Origin of the sequence: Martelella sp. HB161492, assembly GCF_013184775.1 — a bacterium.
Classification (GTDB): Bacteria; Pseudomonadota; Alphaproteobacteria; order Rhizobiales; family Rhizobiaceae; genus Martelella.
The window spans coordinates 227,000-246,891 of the sequence record NZ_JAATVV010000005.1; the positions used below are offsets into that span (position 1 = coordinate 227,000).

General features: G+C 59.4%; 17 protein-coding genes. 6 read left to right on the forward strand and 11 right to left on the reverse strand.

The window, feature by feature from the left end; translation table 11 throughout:
• Positions 1-143: 143 nt before the first annotated feature.
• Positions 144-509, reverse strand: coding sequence for a hypothetical protein (locus tag HCK86_RS10385; RefSeq protein ID WP_176084385.1), 366 nt, complete (start codon positions 507-509; stop codon positions 144-146).
• A 522-nt stretch (positions 510-1,031) separates the two neighbouring features.
• Positions 1,032-2,444, reverse strand: a complete 1,413-nt coding sequence (locus HCK86_RS10390; protein WP_176084386.1) for a dipeptidase — start codon at positions 2,442-2,444, stop codon at positions 1,032-1,034.
• Between the two features lie 336 nt (positions 2,445-2,780).
• On the opposite strand from HCK86_RS10390, the gene HCK86_RS10395 reads away from it, so the two are divergent.
• From HCK86_RS10395 to HCK86_RS10415, 5 genes are all read left to right on the forward strand, one after another.
• Entirely contained in the window at positions 2,781-4,397 is a 1,617-nt protein-coding gene (locus HCK86_RS10395; protein ID WP_176084387.1) for an ABC transporter substrate-binding protein, read from the forward strand.
• Positions 4,398-4,463: 66 nt separating this feature from the next.
• On the forward strand, positions 4,464-5,543 hold the full coding sequence (locus tag HCK86_RS10400; RefSeq protein ID WP_176084388.1) for an ABC transporter permease: 1,080 nt from the start codon (positions 4,464-4,466) through the stop codon (positions 5,541-5,543).
• 8 nt (positions 5,544-5,551) lie between these two features.
• Positions 5,552-6,505 carry an ABC transporter permease gene (locus tag HCK86_RS10405; RefSeq protein ID WP_176084389.1) on the forward strand — a complete coding sequence of 318 codons (954 nt, stop codon included), beginning with the start codon at positions 5,552-5,554 and terminating at the stop codon, positions 6,503-6,505.
• A 7-nt stretch (positions 6,506-6,512) separates the two neighbouring features.
• Positions 6,513-7,529, forward strand: coding sequence for an ABC transporter ATP-binding protein (locus HCK86_RS10410; protein ID WP_176084390.1), 1,017 nt, complete (start codon positions 6,513-6,515; stop codon positions 7,527-7,529).
• The gene (locus HCK86_RS10415; protein ID WP_176084391.1) at positions 7,526-8,500 is read left to right on the forward strand and encodes a dipeptide ABC transporter ATP-binding protein; all 975 of its coding nucleotides are present in this window, start codon (positions 7,526-7,528) and stop codon (positions 8,498-8,500) included. Before HCK86_RS10410 ends, HCK86_RS10415 begins: the two co-directional genes overlap by 4 nt.
• Positions 8,501-8,540: 40 nt before the next feature.
• Here HCK86_RS10415 and HCK86_RS10420 read toward each other — a convergent pair whose 3' ends face one another.
• The 7 genes from HCK86_RS10420 to HCK86_RS10450 all read right to left on the reverse strand — a co-directional run bounded on the left by HCK86_RS10420 (position 8,541) and on the right by HCK86_RS10450 (position 15,914).
• Positions 8,541-9,284 carry a FadR/GntR family transcriptional regulator gene (locus tag HCK86_RS10420; protein WP_176084392.1) on the reverse strand — a complete coding sequence of 248 codons (744 nt, stop codon included), beginning with the start codon at positions 9,282-9,284 and terminating at the stop codon, positions 8,541-8,543.
• Positions 9,285-9,342: 58 nt separating this feature from the next.
• A complete protein-coding gene (locus HCK86_RS10425) occupies positions 9,343-10,521 on the reverse strand; it encodes an aminotransferase class V-fold PLP-dependent enzyme (RefSeq protein WP_176084393.1) in 1,179 nt (392 codons plus the stop codon).
• A gap of 1 nt (position 10,522) precedes the next feature.
• Positions 10,523-11,413, reverse strand: a complete 891-nt coding sequence (locus tag HCK86_RS10430; protein WP_176084394.1) for an ABC transporter permease — start codon at positions 11,411-11,413, stop codon at positions 10,523-10,525.
• On the reverse strand, positions 11,410-12,339 hold the full coding sequence (locus HCK86_RS10435; RefSeq protein WP_176084395.1) for an ABC transporter permease: 930 nt from the start codon (positions 12,337-12,339) through the stop codon (positions 11,410-11,412). The genes HCK86_RS10430 and HCK86_RS10435 overlap by 4 nt, the downstream gene beginning before the upstream one ends.
• A 10-nt stretch (positions 12,340-12,349) precedes the next feature.
• Entirely contained in the window at positions 12,350-13,270 is a 921-nt protein-coding gene (locus HCK86_RS10440) for an ABC transporter ATP-binding protein (RefSeq protein ID WP_176084396.1), read from the reverse strand.
• The gene (locus HCK86_RS10445) at positions 13,270-14,235 is read right to left on the reverse strand and encodes an ABC transporter ATP-binding protein (protein WP_210259874.1); all 966 of its coding nucleotides are present in this window, start codon (positions 14,233-14,235) and stop codon (positions 13,270-13,272) included. Before HCK86_RS10445 ends, HCK86_RS10440 begins: the two co-directional genes overlap by 1 nt.
• Before the next feature lie 74 nt (positions 14,236-14,309).
• Complete coding sequence (locus HCK86_RS10450; RefSeq protein ID WP_176084397.1) at positions 14,310-15,914, reverse strand: peptide ABC transporter substrate-binding protein; 1,605 nt, start codon at positions 15,912-15,914, stop codon at positions 14,310-14,312.
• A 532-nt stretch (positions 15,915-16,446) separates the two neighbouring features.
• On the opposite strand from HCK86_RS10450, the gene HCK86_RS10455 reads away from it, so the two are divergent.
• Positions 16,447-17,844: a hypothetical protein gene (locus HCK86_RS10455; RefSeq protein WP_176084398.1), complete on the forward strand. Its 1,398-nt coding sequence runs from the start codon at positions 16,447-16,449 to the stop codon at positions 17,842-17,844.
• 300 nt (positions 17,845-18,144) lie between these two features.
• On the opposite strand, the gene HCK86_RS10460 is transcribed toward HCK86_RS10455, so the two are convergent.
• Together HCK86_RS10460 and HCK86_RS10465 are read right to left on the reverse strand one after the other, a co-directional pair.
• Positions 18,145-19,428 (reverse strand): MFS transporter, encoded by a 1,284-nt coding sequence (locus HCK86_RS10460; RefSeq protein WP_176084399.1) that lies wholly within the window; start codon positions 19,426-19,428, stop codon positions 18,145-18,147.
• A 56-nt stretch (positions 19,429-19,484) separates the two neighbouring features.
• Positions 19,485-19,781, reverse strand: coding sequence for a helix-turn-helix domain-containing protein (locus HCK86_RS10465; protein WP_176084400.1), 297 nt, complete (start codon positions 19,779-19,781; stop codon positions 19,485-19,487).
• Between the last annotated feature and the right edge of the window lie 111 nt (positions 19,782-19,892).

Sequence of the window (19,892 nt, forward strand, 5' to 3'; positions counted from 1 at the left end):
TCTCCTTTAAGTTGCAAGCTGATCTATCGAGCCGCCAGGAGAGTGTCTGCTTGGTCGCTATAGAAGCGCGGTTTGCAGGCACTCTTCTTGTTCGGTCCGGGGAGGACGAAGGGAAAGCCGCTTGAGGCTTTCCCATTTGGATGTCAGAAGCGCAGTCCGCCCATCATCGAACTCATCGGTCCCTGGAGCATGCCGCCGAAGATGCCGCCCATGAACTGGCTGATGATGTTGCCGATGGAGCCGAACATCGAGCCGCCTCCGCCCATGCCGCCCATGCTGCCGAAGCCCGAGATCTGGTTGCCGAGGCCTGTGAGCTCTCTGCCGATGCCGGAGAGTTGATTGCCGAATTGTGACAGCGGGTTGTAGCCACGGCAACCACCGCCACCCTGCGAACCGAAATAGTAGTTGTTGTTGTTGACAACCTGCGGGGGCTGCTGGTGATGATGATGATGGTGGTGGTGCTTCTTGAATAAGCTGCCGAGGAGGCCGATGCCAGCGCCGATAAGCATGATTGAATCCTTCCAGTTTGTTTCGCCTGCCGTTTGCGGCAGTTGCGGGTTTAGGGAAGGCCTTTTCTCAAGGCCGGGTTGTTGGCACAACGCGAGTAGCGGGTATGTGCGATGAAGGTCTCTCGCTCAGCGGTATCCGCTTTCGCACCGTGAGATGATCTTCAAAACATCACCAATACTCTGGACACCTTCTTAAAGCGCAATTTACTTTAGGTGTCTGTTGCTATTCGGAAGTTTATATTGTTCGCTTCCTTGAGATAAATAAATAAAGATTGCAGACAATATGGAACAATAGATTTTAATAATAATATTACTATGATTTATTATTGTATAATATTTAAGATATACATAGATCGATTTGGTCTGCATCAAATTCAAGGAATGCATCCACGCAAAGCATCCCGCGCACACGCCACGCGGGGAAGTGGGTGTCGCAGGATGGTTGTGGAGGAGGCTGCGTGTCCGGTCCGCAGAACGGCGGCCGGCTCTGCCGGCCTTGCAGGCGAGAGAGACAGATCGGGATCAGGCGCCCGCGTTTGCGAGGTCCTTGACGGCATCAATGATGCGGATCCAGGACCGGATGCCCTTGTGGAAGGACGCCAGATTGTATTTTTCATTGGGGGAATGGCCGTTGTCATCGGAAAGACCGAAGCCGACGAGCAATGAATTCATGCCGAGCGTGGTCTGGAAATCGCCGACAATCGGGATCGAGCCGCCGCCGCCGGTGACAATGGCGGGCTTTTGCCATTCCTCGGAAAGTGCGGCCTTGGCGGCACTCAGCAGGGGCGATTCATAGGGCAGTTGCACGGCTGCTGCCGCACCATGGCCGATGAAGTCAACGCGGCAGTCGGCTGGAATATGCGCCTTCACATAGCTGCGGAAGCTGTCGCGGATCTTCTCGGGATCCTGCTTGCCGACCAGGCGGAACGAGATCTTGGCTGACGCTGTGGCGGCAATCACCGTCTTGAAACCCTGTCCCTGGTAGCCGCCGGTAATGCCGTTGACCTCTGCCGTCGGCCGCGCCCAGTTCAGTTCGAGCATCGAGCGGCCCTTTTCCCCGACTGGAATGGACAGGCCGACCTCGTGCATCATGTCTTCCTGCTTGCTTTCCAGGCTTGCCCATTTGGCCTTCAGCTCTGCCGGCGTCTCTGCAACGCCATCATAGAAGCCCGCAAGGGTCACCGCGCCGGTCTCATCATGCAGGCCGGCAACGATCTCGGAGACGATGTGTATCGGGTTGGCCGCCAGCCCGCCAAAGCCACCGGAATGCAGATCCCGGTTGGCCGCGTGGACAAAGATCTCCTCGCTGACCATGCCGCGCAGTCCAGCACAGATGGACGGTGTATCGCGGTCCCACATGCCGGTATCACAGACCATGGCAAAATCGCCCTTCAGCGCTTCGACATTGTCTTTCAGAAAGGCTGGCAGGGATTTGGAGCCAGCCTCTTCCTCGCCCTCGAACAGGATGGTGAGGTTGAGCGGTATCGCGCCTTTGACGTCCTTGTAGGCGCGGATGGCCTCAACAAAGGTCATCAGCTGACCCTTGTCGTCATTGGCACCGCGTGCGGCGATCACCTTGTCGCCTTTGGGGCTGAGCCGCAATTGCGGCTCGAACGGGTCGCTGTCCCACAGGTTCAGCGGATCGACGGGCTGCACATCATAGTGACCGTAAAACAGGACATGCGGCCGGTCCGGGCGGTCGGCGGCATGATGGGCGAGAACGACGGGGTGACCCTCGGTGTCGCACACCTTGGCGGAAAAGCCGAGCGTCTCAAGATAGCTGGAAAGAAAGCCGGCGGCCTTGCGGCATTCGCCAGCATATTCGGGATCGGTGGAAATGGATTTGATCCGCAGCAGATCAAAGAGCGTGTCCAGGCTGGAGGTGAGATTTTCGTCGACCTGGGCCAGCACGGTTTCGATGGCATTCTTGGGCATGGATGTCCTCTGAAGGGAAGTGCCGGACGGGATGTCTCACCGGCAGAAAAGCGGCGGTCCATCGCAGGAAAGATGTGTGACACGTAATCCCAAATCCAGCCTTGACAATTTGTCTGACATCCTACCATTATTCCCGCTATCGCCAATGTCAAGCCTTGCACGGCTGCGAGGGGTAAGGCCCGAATATTTCCTGAAAAGTCACGAAGTAACAAGCATATAATGCATTGCACAAATAGCTGTCCTGTCTTTCAGGGATAGAAAATGGCGATAAATGCCGTTCCACAGGGGAATAACAACGTGGCGTCACTGTCACGGAAAATAAACTGGAGTCTTCCAATGAAAAACCGCTATCTTTTCGGTCTGGCTGGCGCCGCGATGCTGTGCCTTGCCGCCGGGTCCGCCTATAGTTTTGATGGCATGAGCGTTGAGGCGCCCAATTGCGACTATGGTGGGAAGATCAAGTCGATCGTCGCAACGGATGAGCATACCGTGACCTTCACTATGTGCTCTCCTGACCCGGCCTTTGAGGCCAAGGCTGCTTTCGTAGTCTTCGGCATCCAGCCGTCTGAGCATATTGCCGAGGCTGGCCCGAAGGGCGCATTGCTGGACGATCCGATCGGTACCGGTCCGTTCAAGCTGGAAAGCTGGAACCGCGGCGATTCCATCGTCATGACCCGCAACGATAACTACTGGGGTGACGAACCCGCCTACAAGACGCTGGTGATGCGCTGGAACGATTCGGGCGCCGGCCGTCTGAACGAGCTGCGCGCCGGCACGGTCGACGAGATCACCAATATCAGCCCCGACGATTTCGATGGCGTCAAGGCCGATCCTGATCTGCAGTTCCTGCCGCAGCCCGCCCCGAACGTGCTCTATCTCGGCATGGTCAACACCTTCAAGCCATTCGACAATGTCAAGGTGCGTCAGGCCATTGCCATGGGCATTGACCGTCAGCGTATCGTTGACAATTTCTATCCCGCCGGATCCGAGGTCGCGTCGCACTTCACGCCCTGCTCGCTGCCGAATGGCTGCGCCGGCGATGACTGGTATTCTTTCGATCCCGATGCTGCCAAGAAGCTTCTTGCCGAGGCCGGCTATCCGGATGGCTTCAAGACCAAGATCTATTATCGCGATGTGTTCCGCTCCTATCTGCCGGAGCCGAGCGTGATTGCGGTCGAATTCCAGACTCAGCTGAAGCAGAATCTCGGCATTGATGCCGAAGTCGTGCCGATGGAGTCGGGTGAGTTCATCAGCCAGGCCAGCGCTGGCGCGCTCGACGGCTTCTTCCTCCTGGGCTGGGGTGCGGACTACCCGCATGTGACCAACTTCCTCGATTATCACTTCACCAAGGGCACCAAATCCTTCGGCGATGCCATCCCGGAAGTCTATGAGCCGCTGATCAAGGCCTCCACCATTGCCGATGTGGCCAAGGCCGAGCCGCTCTATGCCGAAGCCAACAATGCGCTGAAGGAATTCGTTCCGATGGTGCCGATCGTTCATGGTGCCTCGGCCTATGCTGCCCGCGCCAATGTCAAGAACGCCATCGTCCGTCCCTTTGGTGCGCCGCGTCTGCAGGATGAGGATCCGGGCAAGGACACGCTGGTCTTCATGCAGAATGCCGAGCCGATCAGCCTTTACTGCGGTGATGAAACCGATGGTGAATCGCTTTCCGCCTGCACGCCGATCACCGAAGCCCTGTTCGATTACGCCAAGGACAGCGGCGAGATCGTTCCGGCTCTGGCAACCGCCTGCGATGCCAATGACGACTCGACGGTTTACACCTGCCATCTGCGCGAAGGCGTGAAATTCACGGATGGTTCGGATTTCGACGCCAATGACGTCGTTGCTTCTTGGGCCGCCGGTATCGATGCCTCCAATCCGGCCCATGTCGGCAATACCGGTGCCTTCGATTATTATACCTATCTCTGGGGCAGCTTGATGAACGCCAAGTAAGGCGGATCACCTTGCGGGCGGGCGCGCGAAGCGTCCGCCCTTCTTCCATGAGATTTGAGAGTTCCCATGCTTGGATATGCAGCCAAACGCGTGCTGGTCTCTGTCCCGGTGATATTCGGTATTCTCGTCGTCACCTTTGCGCTCGCCCGCCTTATTCCGGGTGATCCATGCCGCGCCATGCTTGGCGACAAGGTGTCCGACGAAACCTGTGCCGTTTTCACCGTGCAATATGGCCTGGACAAGCCGATCACCACGCAGTTTCTCGTCTATGTCAACGACATAGCCCACGGCAATTTCGGCGAATCCATTCGCTTTTCCCGTCCCGTGACCCAGATCATGATCGAGCGTCTGCCGATGACGATCGAACTGTCCCTGATGGCATTGTTTGTTGCCACCATTGTCGGGATCGGTCTCGGCATTCTGGCCGCAAGGCGTCATAATTCGGCAGCGGATGTCGGTACGATGATGCTGGCCAATGTCGGCATATCGATGCCGGTTTTCTGGCTTGGTCTGATGCTGGCCTATGTTTTCGGGGTGCTTCTGCGCGGTACGCCCTTCTGGCTGCCGCCATCGGGCCGGCTGTCGGCCGGTGTCAGCTCCGTGCCGTTCTACGAGGTCTGGCATCTGCAGTTCGTGGCCGGCTCCACCTGGGCAAAATTCCTCGAATTCCTCTCCAATCTCTACATTCTCAATGCGCTGGTGACGGGCAACTGGCCGGTGTTCTGGGATGCGATCCGGCATATGATCCTGCCGGTGATCGCGCTTTCGACCATCCCCATGGCGGTGATCGCCCGGATCACCCGCTCGTCATTGCTCGATGTGCTGGGCCGCGATTACATCCGTACCGCCCGGGCCAAGGGCGTGCTGGAGCGCAAGGTGGTCCGCCGCCATGCACTTGGCAATGCGCTGCTGCCGGTCGTCACCATTCTTGGACTGCAGATGGGCGCGCTGCTCGGCGGGGCGGTTCTGACGGAAACCGTCTTCGGACTGGCCGGCGTCGGACGCATGCTGGTCGACGCCATTTTCGCGCGGGATTATCCGGTGGTTCAGGCTTTCACCGTGCTGATTGCGATTGCCTATGTGGTGATCAACCTGATCGTCGATCTCTCCTACTCATATCTCGATCCGCGCCTCAGGCCGCAATAGGACCCGTCATGACACGTCTGAACAAGGTTTCCGCCGCCGTGGCGGACAATATCAGCGAAGAGGGTCTGATCGGCGATCCGGTTCCCCTGTGGAAGCAGACCTGGCTACGTCTGCTGCGAAAGCGTTCCGGCCAGATCGGCCTCGCCATTATCGGCATTCTTCTGCTCGTCGCCATTTTCGCGCCGGTAATCGCACCCTATGATCCGAACGAGGTTCTGATCGGCATTGAAAAGGTCAAGCGTCGCGAGCCGCCCTGTATCCATCTTCTTGGCTGTCCGGCGGAACATCCCCAGCATTTGATGGGGATTGACGGCAATACCCGCGATTACTTCTCGCGTCTCGTCTATGGCTCACGCATCAGCCTGATGATCGGTCTCACGACGGTGAGTGCGGCGCTGATTGTCGGCGTCTTTCTGGGTGCCATATCCGGCTATTTCGGTGGCTGGATCGACAATATCGTGATGCGGATCATGGATGTGATCCTGGGCTTCCCATCGCTGTTGCTGGCCATCGCCATTGTCGCGGTGCTGGGGCCGGGGATCGTCAACGCGCTGCTTGCGATATCGATTGTCTCGGTGCCAGCCTATGCGCGGGTGACACGCGCAAGCGTCCTGTCGGTGAAAACGCTTGATTTCGTTGCGGCGACCCGTGTGCTTGGCGGCAGCAAGTGGCGGATCCTCTTCCGCCGCGTCCTTCCCAATGCGCTGACGCCGATTGTGGTTCTGGCAACGCTCGGCATTGCAACGGCCATTCTCGATGCTGCCGGTCTCTCCTTCCTTGGCCTCGGCGCGCAGCCGCCCATGGCTGAATGGGGAACCATGCTCGGAACGGAGCGCAACCAGATCTTCTCCGCACCGCATCTGGTCTTCTTCCCGGGGCTGGCGATCATGATCACCGTGCTGGGCTTCAACCTACTGGGCGATGGTCTGCGTGATGCGCTTGACCCGCGCCTGAACACGTGAGGCGGACATGACAGGACCCATCCTAGATATTCGCAATCTGAGCACGGTTTTCGAAACGCGCGCCGGTACGGCGACGGCGGTGGACCGGGTCTCGATCCGGCTCCAGGCCGGGGAGACCCTCTGCGTTGTCGGCGAAAGCGGCTGCGGCAAGTCGGTGACGGCCATGAGTATCATGGGGCTGGTCGCCTATCCCGGAAAGGTCGTCGGCGGCGAGATCCTGCTTGATGGCGATGATCTGACTGAGAAGTCGCCGGACGCGTTGAGCCGTATTCGCGGCAACCGCATTTCGATGATCTTTCAGGATCCGTCATCCTCGCTCAACCCGGTGCACACCGTTGGTGCCCAGATTGCCGAGGTCTTCATGCTGCACCAGAATATGGGCAAGCGCGAAGCAGCGGTGGCGGCCGAGAAGATGCTCGCCGATGTCGGCATTCCCGATGCGGCGCGTCGGATGAAGGCCTATCCGCATGAAATGTCCGGCGGCATGGCCCAGCGGGTGATGATAGCCATGGCGCTTGCCTGCCGGCCGGAGGTGCTGATCGCCGATGAACCAACCACGGCGCTGGACGTGACGATCCAGGCACAGATCCTCGATCTGATGCGTGACCTGCAGCGCGATTTCGGGACCGCAATCATCCTCATCACTCATGATCTCGGGGTCGTGGCTGAAATGGCGGACAATGTTGCGGTCATGTATGCCGGCCAGGTGGTGGAATATGCCGATGTCCGCAGCCTGTTCAGGGCGCCGGAGCACCCCTATACCCAGGCGCTCCTGCGCTCCGTTCCGGTGATTGGCGAGGAAACCGAGGAACTGGAAGTGATCTCCGGGCGGGTGCCGCAACTGACGCAATTGCCGCCGGGCTGCCTGTTCTCACCGCGCTGCGCGGCCAGACAGCAGGAAAATGAACCACGCTGCGAGACAGAGCGGCCGCCGATTGTCGGGACCGGCGGGGGGCGCAGCTGTCGCTGCTGGCTCGTTGAGGGCGAGACGGACATGGCCGGAAGTAAGGTGGAGCAGGCATGACAACATTGCTCGAAGTCAACAATGTCACAATGAACTTCACCATCCGCGGCGGTCTGCTGCAAGGCGTCAAGGGGGAAGTGAAGGCGGTCAACAGTGTCAGCCTGGCGATCGAAAAGGGCCGCACCCTCGGCGTGGTGGGCGAGAGTGGCTGTGGCAAGTCGACACTGGCGCGCATCGTCGTTGGTCTGTTTCCGCCGAGTGAGGGCGAGATCCGTTTCGACGGGCGCCAGATCGCCAGCGCCGGCGGCCAGTCAGATGTCGATGTCAGCAAGCGGATCCAGATCATCTTTCAGGATCCCTATTCATCGCTCGATCCGCGTCAGCCGATCGGCAATTCCATTGCCGAGGGTCTGGTGATCCACGGTATCGGGGACCGGCAGAGCCGCCGCAAGGCGGTACTCGATATCCTGCAACTGGTGGGCTTGCCGCCACAGGCAGCGGACCGCTATCCGCATGAATTTTCAGGTGGTCAGCGTCAGCGAATCGGGATCGCCCGCGCCCTTATCCTCGAACCGGAATTCGTCGTTTGCGACGAGCCGACCTCGGCACTTGATGTCTCGGTTCAGGCTCAGATCCTCAATCTTCTGAAACGGCTGAAGAGCCAGCTGGATCTGACCTTGATGTTCATTTCGCACAATCTGGCGGTGGTGCAATATATCGCCGACGATGTTCTGGTCATGTATCTCGGCAATGCGGTTGAAATGGCACCCTCTGCGACGCTGTTTTCCAATCCGCGCCACCCCTATACGCGGGCGCTTCTGTCAGCGACGCCGATTGCCGATCCTGACCGGCGCGGTCAGCGCATCAAGCTTTCCGGGGAATTGCCGTCGCCGCTCAATCCACCGAGCGGCTGCCCGTTCCATCCGCGCTGTCCGCTGGCCAATGATCGCTGCAAAAGCGAGGCTCCGGCCATCATCGCGGCGGGTGAAAGCCGCGTGGCCTGCCACGCCGTTGAAGAAGGGCGGGACTGATCCTGCCGGTACGGCAAAAGGGCGATGAAGGATGATGACCTCAGAGATCCGCCATCCGGCGGATTTCATCTTCGACACTGTCGATGATCTGGTCTATGGCCAGAACAGCGGCATCCGGGTCGCGGGCGGTGATCGCGTCCGAGAGATCGCGGTGCATGGGGAAGGAGGCGAGACCGAATTCCTTCTGGCCGAAAGGCGATTCCTTGGAGCGCTCCAGCACCTCGTCAAGGCGCTGAAGAATACGTCCGAACATCGGATTGGCTGAAGCATCATAGACGGCGGCATGGAAGTCGGCATCGGCCCGGCTCCACGGCTGGCCGGAGGCGACGAGATCAAGCAGGACATCGCATTTCTGCGCGATATCCCTGCTTTGTGCGGTGGATGCATTTTCTGCAGCCATGCGAACGACGGATTGTTCGAGCGCGCGACGCACCTGCATCAGCCGCAGCAATGCTTCGCCCTCGAGCCTGACACTGGTCGGCACGAAATCATGATAGGAGCGCACGCTGGCGGTCAGGTAGGTGCCGTCACCCTGCTTGCGCCGGATAATGCCGAGACCTTCCCAACGGTTCAGCGCTTCGCGCACGGTGGAGCGACCAACGCCGCAACGTTCAGCAAGCGTCGTTTCCGGCGGCAGCCGGTCACCCACTTTCAGCCCTGCCTTCTCGACCATGTCGGCAAGTGCGTCGAGCACCTGCGCGCCGCGGGTTTTCCTGCCGATAGGTTCGATGTAGCGCGCTGCGCTTTCCTCACTGGTCACGTGGTCGTCCAATGCTCTTGTCAATCAGGCGCCCTATATGTCAGTTGTCGGACAAACATACAAGCGCCTTGACATCCCTGTTTCAGAGCTTCAGGAGGACCTTGAGCGCATGTACGAGCGCTTCGGTCTGCTTCTGATTATTGTAGCCCTGAACCGAAAGTCGGGCGATATGATGATCCTTCCAGCGGAAGACCGGGATCTCGATATTGTAATCGCTAATCAGCGTGTCGTGCACCCATTCCGGATCGCAGGGCGGGATCGGCATTGCCACCATTTGCGGTGCGCAGAACTGCGGCGCGCTGAGGGGACGAAGGCCAGTGACGGCAGCCATCTCAGCCGCCGTTGCCTGGGCCAGATCACGGCAGCGGCGCGCGACCTCGTTCCAGTCATTGGCATGGCGGAAGCGGATCGCCTCGACAACGGTCATCCAGGCGGAAGGATCACGCGTGCCCTGCATTTCGAGACTGTCGATGAAGGGCGTGTTGCCGAACGGGCCGACCGCACCAGGCTTCTTGTTGTCCGCGGTCCAGCCATGGCTGATCACCAGCGGATCGATCATCGTTTGCAAATCTGGACGGACATAGAGGAAGGCAGATCCCTTAGGCGCCATCATCCATTTGTGGCAGTTGCCGGCGTAAAAATCGACGTCGAGCGCTTCTAGGTCCAGCGGGATATGGCCCGGCGTGTGGGCCCCGTCGATGACGGTCCATATACCGCGCCGCTTTGCTTCGGCAATGATGCTTTCGATCGGGAAGACCAGAGCCGTTGGCGAGGTGATATGGCTTAAGAACAGCACGCGGGTCCGTTCGCTCATGCCGTCAAGGACGGCAGCGGTGAAATCGACTTCACGGGTCAGCGGCAGCGGAACCGTGACGGATTTCACCACCGCGCCGGTGCGGCGGCAGACATAGGCCCAGGTCTTCTCGAGAGCGGCATATTCATGATCCGTTGTCAGGATCTCATCGCCAGGTGCAAGCTTCAGCGACTGGGCAACAATATTCAGACCGGCCGTTGCATTGACGACGCCGACGACATTGTCGGCCGACGTGCCCAGTTCACCGGCCAGCGCCTCACGCGAATTGCGCATCCGCTCGACATAGCCGCGCTTGGGATCGAGAAAGGCGACCGGCTGGCTCTCGAGCAGACGCTGCCAGCTCTGCCAGGCTTCAAAGACCGGCCGCGGGCAGGCGCCATAGGAGCCGTGATTGAGGAAGACGACGGTTTCATCGAGGAGAAACTGACGAGCGAGATTTTCGGACAACTCAGCGACCTTTCAAAGTGGGATCGAGTGCATCGCGTAGGCCATCGCCGAACAAGGTGGTCGCGAGAATGGCAAGTGCGAGGGCGGCGGTGGGGAAAACCGCCATGAACCAGTAGAAAAACATGAAATCCATACCGACATTGATCATCTGCCCCCAGCTTGGAACCGGCGGCGGAATGCCGATGCCGAGAAAGCTGAGGCTGGCCTCCAGCATCATGGCAAGCGGAATCGCCAGCACGAATCCAACGATGACCGAGGATATGGCATTCGGGATCAGATGGCGCCAGAGGATATACCACGACGAGGCGCCGAGTGCGTGCGCTGCCGTAACGAACTCCTTTTCGCGCAGGGCCTTCACCTGGGCCCGGACAAGGAGGCAGACCTGAACCCAGCCGAACAGGGCGGCAATGAAAACAATGGTGGTAAAGCCGCCGCGGGTGATGGTGCCCAGAAGCAGCGCCGCCAGTAAGGGCGGAACCACCGAAAACAGTTCGATCACACGCATGATGACCCAGTCGGTGCGACCGCCATAATAGCCGGCCAATGCCCCGAGCGGCAGGCCGATCGCCACCGCACCGGTCGCCGACAGGAAGCCGATGCTGAGGGAAACCCTGGCACCGTAGACAACGCGGGTGAACAGATCACGACCGAGATCATCGACACCGAACCAATGTTGGAACGACGGAAAGGATAGGGCCTCCATCAGGAAGTCCTGGTCATTATAGCCCTGGCCCGTAATCACCGGCGCGAAGATGGCCGCGATGATGATGACCAGCAGGATGATGCCAGAGAAAAGCGCACCCCGATTGGCGGCGAGACGGCGCCAGGCAAGAGAGAGTGGGCTCAGTTGGCGGTTGGCGTTTGAACCGGACACGACCCGAATATCGCTCATTTGCGGCCTCCGACGCGAATGCGCGGATTGATCAGCGCATAGACGATATCCGACAGCAGGAAGGAAAGGCAGAACAGCATGGTGATCATCAGCATCAGGGCCATTTCCAGCGGATAGTCACGGGTCTCGATGCTTGACACGAAATAGGTGCCGAGGCCCGGCACGCGGAACATCGCTTCGACAAAGATCGAACCGGTCGCCGTGCCGATGAACATCGGCAGGAAGACGGTTACCATCGGAATGGCAGAATTGCGCAGCACGTGCTGGAAAATGATCCGCCGTTCCGAAAGCCCCTTGGCGCGCAGCACGGTGACGAAGGGCTTGTTCAGCGTATCGAGCATGGCCGAGCGAGTGTAGCGGGAATAGGTCGCCATCGGAATGGCAGCATAGGCTGCAATCGGCAGGATCCATTTCTTCGGTTCGCCCCAGCCCGAGGCCGGCAGCCAGTTGAGCCAGACGGCGAAGACGAGGATCAGCAGCATGGAGATAACGAAGACCGGTACGGTGAGGCCGAGCGTTGCAACCGCCGAGGCGATGTAGTCGATCGGGCTGTTGCGTTTCAATGCCGCCGCCATGCCGAGCAGAATACCGAGCGGTGCGCCGATCAGGACGCCGAGCCCGCCAAGGATCAGGCTTGGCGGCCAGGCGCGCGCCAGAAGCGCGATCACGGTTTCGCCCGGGCTTTGATAGGGCACGCCGAAATCGAAATGCATGACGCCCTTCATATAGTTGAGATACTGCACATAGAGCGGTTTATCGAGGCCCAGTTCGGCCATCAGCTTGTCGCGTACTGCCTGTGACAGTGGCATGTCCTGCGCATCGAAGGGGCCGCCGGGAATGGAATGCATCATCAGGAAGATCAGAAGCGAGACGACAAAGAAGGTCAGGGCGATGGAGATGAGGCGGCGGAGGATATAAGTCAGCATGGCGTTCTCCTCAGCGTTCGATGCGGGCTTCGACAAAGTGACCCGGGGCGATTTCAGCAAGCCGCGTTCCCGTGTTCGTGGGAACCAGCGGCGTGACGAGCTCGGCAGCTGAGAAAGCCGGAATAGCGGCAGCGATCTCCTCGGCCGTTGCGAAATGGCGTCGCCTGCGGGCACGCGGATCCATCACTGGAACAGCGTTCAGCAAGGCGCGCGTATAGGGATGGCGGGCATTCTGAAAGATCATTTCTGTCGGCGCCTTTTCCACCACCCGGCCATGATACATCACCACTAGCTGGTCGGTGAGCGAGCGTACCACGCTCAGATCATGGCTGATGAACAGGATGGAGAGCCCCATGTCAGCCTGTAGATCCTGCAGCAGGTTGACGATCTGCGCCTTGACCGAAACATCGAGCGCCGAAGTCGGCTCGTCGGCAACCAGAACTTTCGGCTTCAGGATTAGCGCGCGGGCGACGGCGACGCGCTGGCGCTGGCCACCGGACAGTTCATGCGGATAGCGATTGGCATAATCGCGCGAAAGGCCGACGCGCTCGAACCAGGAGAGGGCTTCCTGGCGCTGCGTGCGGCGCGTGCCGATCCTGTGGATGCGCAGGGGCTCGGCGATGATGTCGGCCAGCGTCATCATCGGGTCGAGCGCCGAATAGCTGTCCTGGAAGATGATCTGCATGGCGCGGCGATGTGGTCGCATGGCAACGGGGCTGAGTGCGGTAATGTCCATGCCGCTAAGCAGAACCTGGCCGGCGGTAATCTCGGTCAGCCGCATCGCCATCAAGCCGGTTGTGCTCTTGCCGGAGCCGCTTTCTCCGACCAGGCCGACAATGCTGTTTTCCGGCACGACAAGATCGACTGCATCGACGGCGCGCAGCGTGTCGTAATCCTTCGTCAGGGCGCGCAGTTCAAGGGCAGGGGGCATTAGCTGAGCCTCCAGCAAGCGGCCTTGCGACCGGTATCAATGGTTTCCAGCGCGGGCATTTCGGCCGCGCAGCGCGCCTCCGCCTTGTCGCAACGTGGCGAGAACGGGCATCCGGCTGGCGGACTGGCGGGATTTGGTGACGCGCCTTCAATGGCGATCAGCCGCTGCCGCCCGGCTGTCTGGCCGGGAACACTGCGTAAGAGCGCCTGGGTGTAAGGGTGGCGTGCATCGTCAAACAGGGTTATCACCGGCGCTTCCTCCATGACCTTGCCGCCGTAAAGCACGACGACCCGGTCCACCGTCTCGGCAATGACGCCGAGATCATGGGTAATCATGATCAGCCCCATGCCGAATTCGGCCTGGAGATCCTTGATCAGCTGAAGGATCTGCGCCTGGATGGTGACATCAAGGGCGGTGGTCGGCTCGTCGGCGATCAGGAGCCGTGGCTGGCAGGAAAGCGCCATGGCAATCATGGCGCGCTGCAGCATGCCACCGGAAAGTTGGTGCGGGTAGCTGTCGTAAACAGTGGCGGCGTTGCGGATCTCAACCCGCTCGAGCGATGCTTCGGCCTCGCTCCGGGCGTCTGCCTTGCTGCATTTGCGGTGGGTGCGGATGGTTTCGGAAAGCTGATGCCCGATGGTGAAGACCGGATCGAACGAGCTCATCGGATCCTGAAAGACAAGGGCGGCAACTCTGCCGCGCAGATCGGCAAGCTGGCGTTTTGACGCCTTCAGCAGATCGACACCATCAAGCGTGAGAGCCGCGGCCTCCGTCTGCGCCGGCGGCTCGCGCAGTAGCCGCATCAGCGCCATGCAGGTGACGGATTTTCCCGAGCCGCTCTCGCCGACAATGCCGAGGCTTTCGCCCTCATCAATATGAAAGGAGACACCGCGCACGGCCTGCACGTTCCCCTCATGCTGGCGGAAACTGACATGGAGATCGCGGATCTCTGCTAGCTTGGTCATTGCAATGGCATGTCCTGGTGGAGGCAATCGAGGCCTGTTCCCGGCGAAGTCGCCGGGAACAGCGGTCTGGCGGCTCACTGCTTTTCAATATGGGTGTAGAAATAGTGAGCCAGACGGTTGAGCGGCGTGAAGCCCTGCTTGTTGGGTTCAACGCCTTCGCCGGATAGCTTGTCGGATACCAGCGCGACGGTGATCGGATGGACCAGCGGAATGAAGGCCGCTTCGTCGATCAGCACCTCTTCGGCCTGTTCGTAGAGCTTGACACGCTCGTCCCAGGATGTCCCGGCATCGGCCTGCTTGATCAGCGTGTCGAAGCGGGGAATCTCATAGCCATGACGGCCGCCCGTGTAGAACAGGCCGAAGAAGTTGGACGGGTCGAGATAGTCATATTCATATGGCGCCAGGAACAGGTTGTTCTTCTTGTTCAGCAGGGCATCCATCCAGTCATTGATCGGCATGACGCGGATCTTCATGGTGATGCCGAGTTCCTTTTTGAACTGGGCCTGCAGATATTGCAGCATGGGCGGGGTAATGGCGCCATTATAGCCGCCCTGTTCACGGTACCAGATTTCGATTTCCGGAAAACCCTTGCCGCCAGGATAGCCGGCGCGGGCCAGATAATCGCGCGCCTTGTCCGGGTCAAAGACCGCCAGATCGGCGATTTTCTGGCTGTAACCGGGATAGCCCGGAGCCAGCAGCGAACGTCCCGGAATTGCAAGGTTTTTCAGCACGGTCTGGGTCATCTCATCGCGGTTGATCGCATACCAGAGCGCCTTGCGGACATCGACATTGTTGAAGGGGGCGGAATCAAGATCGAAGGAAATATAGGAGACTGCGAAGACCGCGTTCTTGCGGATCTGGTCGGGGAAACGCTTTTCGGCAAAGGGAATCTGGCCGGCATTGAGCGAGGTCCAGTCGGTTTCACCCGCGAGGTAGGCGGGCATGCCGACTTCGGGCGCACCGAGATCGCTGTCGATGTAAAGCTTGTCCAGCTTGGCCTGCCACGGGCCGTGATAGTCCGGGTTCTTCTCCATCATCATCGAGTTGTTGGATTTTTCCCAGCTGGTGATCTTGAATGGACCCGAGGCCAGCAGCGTATCGACATTGACGGCCCAGTCGTCACCATATTTGTCCCACTGATGTTCAGGCACCGGATACCAGAGACTGACAACGCTTGGCAGATAGGGTTTCGGCGTTGCCGTGGTGACGGAAATCGTGTGGTCATCAACGGCCTTGATGCCGAGTGTATCGACATCCTTTTCGCCTTCGGTCACAGCCTTCCAGTTTGCAATGCCACCGGCAAAATCCCAGTACCAGGCAAAATCATAGCCCTCGGTCGCGGCGCGCTTGAGCGCGAATATGTAATCGCCGGCCGTCAGTGGTTCACCATCGCTCCAGACCAGATCCGGCTGCAGATGAAAGGTCCAGGTCAGGCCGTCGTCGCTGACCTCCCAGCTCTCAGCCGCCATCGGCGTCAGCGTGTAGTCCTTATCGAAGGTGGTGAGTGGAATCTGCGTCAGCTCCGGCTGGCCGGCGCGGGCATAGACGGTTTTCATGTAATCTGCATAGGTCCCGGTCTTGCTATCCCCGGGGGCAGTCATCTGGCTTTCGGCGGCGGCTGGCAGCACCATCGACAGGGACATGAACCCCGCCATTATGGCCTTGGCGACAAAATTCATCGCGATTCTCTCCTGATTGACAACGACACTGTTCCCGATGGGCTTGTCAGCACAGGCGCTGCCGGCTGATGCCCGTTTTTTCCGCCTCGGTTTTGTCCCGAGGTCGGTTGACCGAATGCTCCGAACATAGTCGAAGACCCGGAATAAATGTCTAATGACATATGTCTGACAAATTTATGATGGCTTTGCAATGCATCATTTCCGGAATCTGCCATTTGTTGCAGGGCATGATGGTAGACCGGGGTGCCACGCTAGCGCACCGGCTCGAAAGTCGGAGCCGATTTTCGAAAAGAACGATGCGTCGATTCAATAAGATTGAGCGTCCTGCTGCGTCCAAAAGGACGAACGGCTCTCAAGGGTTCCTGCATCAGCTGAACGCTGCAAAGAACGACGTATTCCGGACCTGAAGCGTGTGCTGCCTGAATTCACAGAGAGCCTGTCGTCCACCGGCGTACGGCCGGAATGCTGCGGTTACGCAGCCATGATATGTCGCATTTGAATTATGGTAACCTGATGAAAATTATCACAGAAATTGAATTTCGTATTACGTGGCAATCGCCTCTTCTGCCAGCACAGATTTCGATTGAAAGGTGTTGTGATGATAGAACCTTCCTGCTCCAGAAGCTTCGGCGAACCAGCCAGTCAACACCCGGCCATAGGCGCGGAGCCGGCGAAGCGCAGCGTGAAAGCTATCGCTGCGGCGCTCGACGATGAAATCAGGGCGCACCAGACCCATCAGTCAAGATGGAACCAGCGCCGCATTGCACAGACGACGGCGCAAATGTCTCAGCTGTCATTGAGCGGGCTCATCAAGACGCGGAGCGACGACACGGCACGGGCACCGTTGCCGGACAAGGCGCAGTCCGAGACGCCGCGTGGCGGTGATGATCAGAGGCCGTGCACGTCCTCTTCTTCGTCAGAAGCATATGAGGAGACAAGCAGTCTGGAGGATCTTTCCGTAAGCGAAGAGCCGGACAATGTTGTTGTCCTGAGGCGGAGAGACGGTGCGCCTCTTGATGCCGAGGATATCAGGCGCTTTTCATGCCGGCAGCCGAATAAGGGCGTTGCATTCTCGTCTCTGCTCAATGCGCTGGCACCGGGCGACATGAAGGCCTCCTTTGAGGGGGCTGCGCGGGCCATGGAAGCAAGTCAGGGCAAGGCGGCGATGCGTAACTTGCTGATCGGGCTGAACGTCAACGCCAGCGATATTGGTCTGCGTGACGCCCAGATAAAGCAATTGCTGCAGGTCTTCCAGAAATTTCCATCGGATCAGGAACTGGCGAGCCTGATTGCAGATACGTGCCAGGCGGCCGATCCTGTCAACAGCAAGTCATGGAAGAATCTGGAACTCGTCGACACGCTCATATGCAAGGCAACCACCCACAAGCTGGAGCGGGAGGTTACGGATGCGGGATTCCGGGCGCTTTGCGCGCATAGCCTGTCGGTTGCCTGCCTCGACTTGATCAAGGATTGTGTTGCTTCCTCGCTACGGGAAGAGACTGAAGAACAGGCTGCCCAGTCTCTGCGTCTTGCCGCCGAGCTCAAGCGCGAATTTGATCTGCCCTGCCTGCTGGAGAAACACAACTTTTCCAGGTGCGACACGACGCACAAGACCATATCACCTCAACTGCGGGAGGCGGCAACGAACAGGCTGGGGTGGTTCACCGGCAATAGAATGGAACTCGAACGAAACTTGCTGCAAAACGAGCAATGTTATCGGATGCTCGAGACCCTCATGCAGGGCCGGTGGGAAGCCGAACTGAAACAGCTTCGCACTGTCAGCGCGACGCATGCTGAGCAGATGCTTGGCTATGCCAAAGTGAGGGACAGTGTGACGGCCTATATGGATGGACTGCGCCGGGATTCCGGCGTCATCAACGTTCTCCGGTCAAATATGCAGAGGCTGATGAGGAAACCCTGGGCAATTTGACAGAAACGGGTTCTGCCTTCTGGTTCTTTGCTTGAAACAGCCGTCGCGGCAAGAAATCTCCATGTCGGCCATCTCCTCCGGCGGGATTTCATCCAGACGGCGTCAGGCGCCGCTGGTCGAGAAAATGGCATCAATGTCTGCCGGCTGCCTCCGTCGGTGCGTTACGACATTTCTTGCCAGCTGGGTCAGCGGTCGCAGTGCGCCCTGCACGATGCTGGTGCGGGGCGCATTGCATTCGTGTCCTTTCCGAAATCGTCACATGGGCCCCGTCCTATGAGCGCTTGACCCTGCCGCACCCTGTCAGCCTGCCACCGGAACGCGTTCGTCGATACCGGATCGGGACGGTCCGCCTTCGCCGCGGTCTTTCAGTCCTGCCACCATGGCGGCGGCGAGCAGCGCAAAGGCGATCGCCATCAGCCATACGGCGGTATAGGAGCCGTAGCTGTCGAAGAACAATCCGCCCGCCCAGGCACCCGCCGCCGCGCCAAGGGCATGTCCGGCAGACAGAAGTCCCATGACTAGGCCCAGCATGCCGACACCAAGCCGGCTTGCGACATAGGAGGCGAGCACCGGTACGGTGGAATAGTCGAAGAAGCCGAACATGACCGAGAAGACCAGCAGCAAAGCATAATTGTTCGAGATGTAGATCAGCAGCACAAAGCTCAGGGCCCGCATGAGATAGATGATCGCGAGCAATAGCGGCCGATGCATCCGGTCGGAGAGATAGCCCGCCGTGATCATGCCAAGCAGATTGATGCCGGAGAGCAGGCCGTAGGCGGTGGCACTCGGGACGGGGCCGAAACCACAGGCCGACGCATAGGGCATAAGGTGGGTCTCGATAACGCCGGTGGAGGTGAAGCCGCAAATGGCGAAACTCCACAGCAGGGCGTGAAACACCGGATTGAGAAACAGACCGCCGATCCGCCGTCCGAGCGCATGGTCAGCCGTTGCCGTTTCAACGGCGTCCTGCTGCGGATGATCCCGCTTTGGTGGGCGTCTGAGCAGTGCCAGGGTCACCGGGACAAGGATGAAACAGCCGATGGCCAGCATCATGAAGGGGCGCTGCCAGTCGCCACCCGCCATCAGGGCCGCGAGAAGCGGCATCAGCGCCAGCTGTCCTGCCGTGGAGCCGGAGGTGGCAATCCCCGTTGCGAGGCCCCGGTTCCTGTCGAACCGCTGCGCCACTGCGGCGGAAACAACATGCTGAGCGATGCTGCCGAAACCGATGGCCGCAACACCGGCAAAGCCCAGCGGCAGCAGATAGGCGGAAACGCCCGGAACGGCCATGGTGACCAATGCCATGCCAATGCCGATTGCAGCCAGTCCGGCGGCAAGCAGGCCGCGCGCGCCATAGCGGTCGGCAAGCCCACCGGCAAAGGGCGCGACAAGCGCCATGACGATCATAGCCATGGCTGCGATGGCGGAGATCGTGCTGCGCGACCAGCCAAAGTCTGCCTGCCACAGGGGCATGGCAAGCGAGAGCGAGCCTCGCACGGAAAAGGAAAAAGCCAGCGTAGCAAAGCCAAGAATGACGACAATCCATGGATTTCCGCCGGGTTGACGGTGCGGCGCGTCGGTTTTCATCGGCAGTCTCCTGAGGTCGGCTGTGCGGCGACAGTCAGCGCGCCGCTTGGGTGCAATTAAAAGTGCCTGATCTCATCCGCGAGTGCGGCGAGCGCCGCGTCATTACGGCTGAAATAGGTATATTTCCCGATCCTGTCTGAATGGAGCAGCCCGGCCTGCGTCAATATCTTCAGGTGAACAGACGCCGTGGCCGGGGTAACGCCAAGCCTCTCGGCGATGGTCAGCCCGCAGACGCCATGGCGAGAGGTGGTGCCGCCGCTATCGAAAAAAGCATCCGGCTCTTTCAGCCATCGAAGGATCCAGAGCCGCTTCTCGTTCGCGAGCGCGGAAATTCGAGTTGCCAACAAATCCATGATTAATGAATTAGTTTATCATCTAATTGTTGTCAATGGCATCTGCCGCGTCTAGCGCAGAGGCTCGAAAATCGGAATCGATTTTCGAAAGGAACGATGCGTAGATTCAAT

Bases quoted from the DNA above. Each gene is read 5' to 3' on its own strand.
- HCK86_RS10385 (WP_176084385.1), bottom strand. From the start codon at position 509: ATGCTTATCGGCGCTGGCATCGGCCTCCTCGGCAGCTTATTCAAGAAG.
- HCK86_RS10390 (WP_176084386.1), bottom strand. From the start codon at position 2,444: ATGCCCAAGAATGCCATCGAAACCGTGCTGGCCCAGGTCGACGAAAAT.
- HCK86_RS10395 (WP_176084387.1), top strand. From the start codon at position 2,781: ATGAAAAACCGCTATCTTTTCGGTCTGGCTGGCGCCGCGATGCTGTGC.
- HCK86_RS10400 (WP_176084388.1), top strand. From the start codon at position 4,464: ATGCTTGGATATGCAGCCAAACGCGTGCTGGTCTCTGTCCCGGTGATA.
- HCK86_RS10405 (WP_176084389.1), top strand. From the start codon at position 5,552: ATGACACGTCTGAACAAGGTTTCCGCCGCCGTGGCGGACAATATCAGC.
- HCK86_RS10410 (WP_176084390.1), top strand. From the start codon at position 6,513: ATGACAGGACCCATCCTAGATATTCGCAATCTGAGCACGGTTTTCGAA.
- HCK86_RS10415 (WP_176084391.1), top strand. From the start codon at position 7,526: ATGACAACATTGCTCGAAGTCAACAATGTCACAATGAACTTCACCATC.
- HCK86_RS10430 (WP_176084394.1), bottom strand. From the start codon at position 11,413: ATGAGCGATATTCGGGTCGTGTCCGGTTCAAACGCCAACCGCCAACTG.
- HCK86_RS10435 (WP_176084395.1), bottom strand. From the start codon at position 12,339: ATGCTGACTTATATCCTCCGCCGCCTCATCTCCATCGCCCTGACCTTC.
- HCK86_RS10440 (WP_176084396.1), bottom strand. From the start codon at position 13,270: ATGCCCCCTGCCCTTGAACTGCGCGCCCTGACGAAGGATTACGACACG.
- HCK86_RS10445 (WP_210259874.1), bottom strand. From the start codon at position 14,235: ATGACCAAGCTAGCAGAGATCCGCGATCTCCATGTCAGTTTCCGCCAG.
- HCK86_RS10450 (WP_176084397.1), bottom strand. From the start codon at position 15,914: ATGAATTTTGTCGCCAAGGCCATAATGGCGGGGTTCATGTCCCTGTCG.
- HCK86_RS10460 (WP_176084399.1), bottom strand. From the start codon at position 19,428: ATGAAAACCGACGCGCCGCACCGTCAACCCGGCGGAAATCCATGGATT.
- HCK86_RS10465 (WP_176084400.1), bottom strand. From the start codon at position 19,781: ATGGATTTGTTGGCAACTCGAATTTCCGCGCTCGCGAACGAGAAGCGG.